Source organism: Faecalibacterium sp. Marseille-Q4164, assembly GCF_017377545.1.
GTDB classification, from domain to species: domain Bacteria; phylum Bacillota; class Clostridia; order Oscillospirales; family Ruminococcaceae; genus Faecalibacterium; species Faecalibacterium duncaniae.
Window position 1 is genome coordinate 1 of the sequence record NZ_JAFREJ010000012.1, and the last position, 5,802, is coordinate 5,802.

The 5,802-nt window shown below is 51.2% G+C and carries 5 protein-coding genes and 1 pseudogene; all 6 read left to right on the top strand.

Annotation, left to right across the window (positions count from 1 at the left end; all coding sequences use genetic code 11):
• Positions 1 to 445 precede the first annotated feature (445 nt).
• Positions 446 to 3,586 carry an InlB B-repeat-containing protein gene (locus J3352_RS14510; protein ID WP_156067483.1) on the top strand — a complete coding sequence of 1,047 codons (3,141 nt, stop codon included), beginning with the start codon at positions 446 to 448 and terminating at the stop codon, positions 3,584 to 3,586.
• A 14-nt stretch (positions 3,587 to 3,600) separates the two neighbouring features.
• Positions 3,601 to 3,993 carry a hypothetical protein gene (locus J3352_RS10280; RefSeq protein WP_156067481.1) on the top strand — a complete coding sequence of 131 codons (393 nt, stop codon included), beginning with the start codon at positions 3,601 to 3,603 and terminating at the stop codon, positions 3,991 to 3,993.
• A complete protein-coding gene (gene lepB / locus J3352_RS10285) occupies positions 3,974 to 4,528 on the top strand; it encodes a signal peptidase I (protein WP_156065933.1) in 555 nt (184 codons plus the stop codon). Before J3352_RS10280 ends, lepB begins: the two co-directional genes overlap by 20 nt.
• A gap of 103 nt (positions 4,529 to 4,631) precedes the next feature.
• On the top strand, positions 4,632 to 4,799 hold the full coding sequence (locus tag J3352_RS10290) for a hypothetical protein (protein WP_156067479.1): 168 nt from the start codon (positions 4,632 to 4,634) through the stop codon (positions 4,797 to 4,799).
• Between the two features lie 79 nt (positions 4,800 to 4,878).
• A pseudogene (locus tag J3352_RS14515) lies at positions 4,879 to 5,175 on the top strand (Spy0128 family protein); the annotation flags it as partial.
• A gap of 270 nt (positions 5,176 to 5,445) precedes the next feature.
• Positions 5,446 to 5,700 (top strand): QVPTGV class sortase B protein-sorting domain-containing protein, encoded by a 255-nt coding sequence (locus J3352_RS14310; RefSeq protein WP_242699942.1) that lies wholly within the window; start codon positions 5,446 to 5,448, stop codon positions 5,698 to 5,700.
• Positions 5,701 to 5,802: the final 102 nt, after the last annotated feature.

A 5,802-nucleotide genomic window follows, 5' to 3' on the forward strand; every position in this document is an offset into this window, starting at 1 on the left:
CCAAGGCCGCCCCTATTAGGGGCGGTGGCATCCCGAAGGGATGACGGTGGGGTTTTCCATCTCCCCCGAAAACTTTTTTCAAAAAATCTCGAAAAAAAGTGAAAGGAATCTGCGTTTCATGTATTATAGAGAGTGAAACTGCGAAGATACAACACAAAACTGCGTGATATAACAATGCGGCGGGCGTGCGGATAAGTCGGACTGTTCTACTCCCCGCAATGATATTGCGACGGTTCATAACGTGCTGTATATCGCAGAATATTTTGTCTGAAAAGGGGAAGGGAAAATAAAATTTCACTATTGAAAATACTGGATATACATGCTATAATTACGATAATGATGTGTCTGGTAAAAATAACCTGCCAAGGGAAAGAAAAACGACAAAAGTTGAATATCTTTTCCTCCGGTTTTGCCAAAAATACTATGATGCAGGGAGGGCTCCACTGTGCGGAAAAATCATCACGGAAAAAAAGATAGGCTGGTGAAGCGCGTTTTTGCGCTTTGTCTGGCGCTTGCGGTCATCTGCACCTGCCTTGTGCCGGTGTTTGCAACGGAGGGTCTGAGCGATCTTCAGGTTGAGAAAGAACTCCCCGGAACCAGCGAGGAGGAAGCTGCCGGTTTCGGCGACGATTTCCCTGCCGTGGACGACGGTGAGCCGCGCGAAGTGTACGATGACAGCGAAGCTGCCGGTTTCGGCGAGGAGGAAGCCTCCCGGCCCGTAGAGGGCGGCGAGGACAACCTCGACGGCGGCCCCACCGTTACGGATTCAGAGTGGGGTACCGTTATTGACTACAGCACCAGTACCAGCACCAGCACCGACTCCAGCTCCAGCACCGAGACCCAGTGGTCCGGCGAGGACGACGTGGTGGAAAAGCCTGATGACAAAGTGGTCGTTTCCGGCGACGAGATCAAAAAGCTGCAGGATATGGTGGTCTACCGCTTCTGGCTGAAGGAGCTGAACGCCAACGACCTGCAGGATATTACCGCCCAGGCACAGATCAACAATATGACGGAGAGCGAGTATCTGGCCCGGAACGGTGAGGTTCTGTGGAACCTGTACTTCATTCAGGCTGTGCCCCGGGCAGAGACCATTGCGGACTACAGCAGCTACATCGAGAACCCCTCCTCCAACCGGGACCCCAAGGGCGAACTGCGGCAGTTTGACTACTGGTACACGCTGGACGAGCTTGGCAACCGGGTGCGCCTGAACCTCACTGACCCCACCAGCAACATTCTGGACGACAAGACCACCACCGTGAACGTCTACGCCGCATGGAAGGACGGTACCGTGGGCTCCGATGAGGAAGAGGACGTGGATCACGAGGATCTGGTGGACAAGAACCCCGTGCCTGTGGATCTGACTGCCAAGGCCTCTGCTTCCTACGAGGACGAGGACGGCAACACGAAGAGCGTCAATCTGCCGGTGGAAGTGAAAAACCTGCCCTCTGCCGCCCATAGCCTCAGCGTCATCCACATGGGCGATGACGATATGGAGAGCTTCTATGAGAGCCACTCGAATGATTTTGGTAGTATGGCTCCCATTCTGGGTCTGAAGATCTCCCCCAAGAACGCCAAGGGCGAAACGGTGCAGCCTGCCAATGGCCAGAAGGCTACCGTTACCGTTTCCGGTCTGGATGCCCTGCCGGAAATTGCGGCAATGGAAGAAGTGGGAGCGCTCACTGCCGATGCACTGAAGGTGCTCCACCAGAAAGACGACGGCACCGTGGAAAAACTGGATGTTGTCAGCTATGAGAATGGCACCCTGACCTTTGAGACCAGTAGCTTTAGCCCCTTTGTGATTGCACTGGAATATCCGGATCAGGGAAGTGAAGGCTTCGATGATGACGGCATTGAGATTGTCAGCATTGAGATCGATGGCGTTGAGTACCCGAATGTGAATGATGGTATTGCTACGATCAGCAGCATTCAGGGTGATGCAAAAGTTCCGGTTGGCGCAACGATTACACTGCGATCCAAAAACGGAAAATCGTACTACGAACATAAATGGATAATTACACCGAATAAGCAAAACCCCGGTGAAGCGAAGTTTGTTGACAGCAATGGAAATTTGGTTGACGAAATTTATGGCGTGGGAGATACTTTCAAAACAGTACGGTTAAAGGTTACGAAAACAGGTGAGTTGACGATTAATCACCGCCACGGTGACCCCAAAGCAGATGATGAACATAAGTTTAGTAACGGCGATGAGCTGAAGATTACAGTTGTGGAAAGCGATAATCCGACATCTTCTTACAATCTTTATGTTTACACACAGATTCGGGATTATTCGCAATCTCAGGGTGATTATTACAAGCCACATGTGAAAAATAAAGCTTGGAACGGCATGGCTGTTGGCACAATTCTGAATGTGCCTGACCCGGAAACCTATAAATGGAAAGAACGTCCATACAATCAGCTTTATGACACAAACAGTACCGAAAATAAGCTTGGAACAGAAATTTTGGTTGATTCCGGACAGTTTCCTGTGATTCCGATTAAACAGGCGGATGGTTCTTACAAGGATTACTATTATAAGGAGCCCCCGAGTAGTTGGGAGTCAAATGCCGTAAAGAAGAATTATGGCGGTACATACACAATTAAATGGTACGAGGTGGTTGGAGTAGGCGGAGCTAACACTGGTAAAAATGGCACGCAGGGAGATTGGACAGGAGAAGAGAGCCTGCGCAAAAAATACACGAGTGGCGTGTATGAATCTCCGATTACGTATGTCGGCGATAAAATAATGACGTACCATCTGGATGGTTTGCTATTGATCCATGATGCAACGCACATCAACGTCCAATTTATGGTTCAGGATGCGGGTAAAAATACTTTTGATCTAGTGAATGATTATGGCGGAGCATATACAGTCCAAAAGCAGGGCGATTCAATTCAGTTGAATACAATTGCCCGCCCGGATGTCAAACGCGATGATCAGACTGAAGCGGTGTGCCCGGAAACTAAAACAACAGCAGATGGTACAGTTTACACCTTTAAAGGTTGGTATACGGATGAAAATTGCACCCAAAAAGCGGATTTTGTAAATGGCACCATTTCTGCGGATACAACTTTCTACGCAAAGTATGTGCCTGCTTCCGCCAACCTGACCGTTACCAAAACTGTTACTGGTAAACTTGGCGATACCAACAAAGCCTTTACCTTTACGATTACCAAAGCTGATGGGACATCGGCAAATATTACTGATGCCAATGTTGAGATTAGCGAAGCAGATAGTGCAAAGGTTGAATGGCTGAGAAATGGCAAGTTTACTCTGAAAGACGGAGCTTCGATTATCTTCAAGAATCTGCCAAGTGGTGAGTACAAAGTTATAGAGGAAGATTATTCTGGTGAGAAGTACGATACCAGCTGGCAGATTGGTACAGACGGTGAAGTATACGAAAAGAATAGTACTGCAACTGTAACAATCGGTACAACTGAGCAGACGGTTCACTTCACCAACCATCGAACCCTCGAGCCTGACCTTGGTGTTCTCCTCGACACCCTGCCTTACATCGTCATCCTTGCTGTGGTGGCTGGCGGCGTGGCCCTGCTGATGCTGCGCAAGCACCGTAAGGAAGATGACTAAAGGGGGCTGACCGCATGGCGAAGAAAAAAGCGCCCCAGCGGCTGGCCGGTGCAGAGGAAAGCTATATCAGCCCGGAGCAGGAAGCAATCATCCAGTGGTTCCGAACGGTGAAATTCCGCAAGAACCTGCTGGGCGGCGTGGACGAAGCGGCAATGTGGAAGAAGCTGGAAGAGCTTTACGCCCTGTACGAAGCCGCCATCCGCGCCGAGCGCACCCGCTATAATGTGCTCTTGGAGCAGCAGACCGGAAGCCTGCCCTTAGATACCGCCAAAGTTGACAGTTTTGCCAAGGGCTCCCCTACTAGGGGAGCTGGCACGGCGACAGCCGTGACTGAGAGGTTTAACCCGGAATCTGACAGCTCTGACCCCCAAAAGGAGGCGCATTCCGATGCACCCGCTGGACAATGAAGCCCTGAAGCTGGGGGCAAAGGCGGTGCGCCGCCGCAGGCTGGACGCTGAGAACCGGCAGGATTTTATCAGCCTGCTGGGCCGCATTGTGGTGATCCTGCTGTGCGCCTGGGTGCTGTTCACGCAGGTGTTCCTGCTCACGCAGGCCAAGGGCAGCAGCATGTTCCCCGCGGTAAAGGATGGCGACCTGCTCATCTGCTACCGCCTGCAAAAAACCTACGCAAAAAACGATGTTGTGGTCTACACCCAGGGCGGCAAGCTCCGGGTGGGCCGCATCCTTGGGCGCGAGGGCGACCTTGTGGCTCTGGACGACAGCGGCACCCTTGTGGTGAACGGCGCGGTGCAGAGCGGCGAGATCCTCTACCCCACCTACGCAAAAGACGCGCTGGAGTACCCCTACACGGTGCCGGAAGGCTGCGTTTTTGTGCTGGGCGATTACCGCACACAATCCGAGGATAGCCGGGACTTTGGCCCGGTTCCGCTGGAGGATGTGCAAGCAAAAGTAATTACACTACTGCGGCGACGCAGTTTGTAATACCACGGAGGCCGGAAGAAGCTGCCGGCATCCTGCCTGTGAACCGCGGAGTTTGGGCCGCGGCACAGGAGTACGAACTATTTCTTACTAGGGAGGAATAACAATGAAACTGAAGAAATTCTTCGCGGGCGTTCTGGCTGCCGCCATGATGCTCACCGTCGGCGCAACCGCAGCGTTTGCGACGACACCGGAATACACCACAACTCCAGATAACGTAGATCTGGGCATTAAGAAGAACTATAAGGTAGAAAAGGGCACTGCACCGAAATAAGGCTGACAAGAGTAAGCCTTATGGTACTTACACTCAGCCTGAAGCAAGCAAGTCCAAGACTGCTTCTTTCGATAGCAATATAGATGCCAAGGCAGATGCTTATCAGGCATCTCTGGGCATTAAGATTTCTGATTTTGAACTGCCCGCTGGCCCCGGTAAGTATTGCTTTGAAATCAAAGAAGATGTCCCGGCTAATAAGACCCCGGGTGTCACTTATGATGAAACCACTCGTTACCTTGTGATTACTGTTGCAAACAACAATGACCTTACTGGCTATGTGTACTATGCACAGCTGTACGATAGCAGTTACTCTCCTGCAGCTAGCATCAAGGATAAAGCTACCGGTACTAAGGTCCCTGGTGACAATGCATTTACCAACACTTACACTGCTAACAACGTTGTGATCAGCAAGGATATCAAGGGTAGTCTGAGCGATCTGGCTGCTAAGTTTAACTTCACGGTTAAGCTGAGTTACGCTAATGGCAAGACTGCAGGTCAGTATGTTGGCGCTAAGGTTACTGAGTATGATGGCGAAACTCAGAATGTTAAGGATCACGTCTGGGCTATCGATAACACTACTGAGCATACTATTTCTCTGGGCCGTAATCAGAGCATCACGCTTACGAACCTGCCTGAAGGCGTTACCGTGACCGTTGTGGAAACTGACGGCGGCGAGTATATTGTGACCAAGAGTGATGATACAACTGGTACGCTGGAGAACAGCACCATTACCGCTACTATTACCGGAACAGACGGTAAAATTGGCTTTGTCAACACCAAGGAAGGTACCCCCGACATGGGTGTTGTGCTGGACAATGCACCTTACATTGCAATGCTGGCCATCGTTGCCATTGGTGGTGTGGCCCTGATGCTGAACAAGCGCCGCCGCGACGAGGAGTAAGAACCTCTCAGGCGCTAGCGCGCCAGCTCCCCTAGTAGGGGAGCCAAGTATACGCCTCAGCGTTGACCGTTCACGAAAGCTGACCGTGAAGCAGCACCCTTC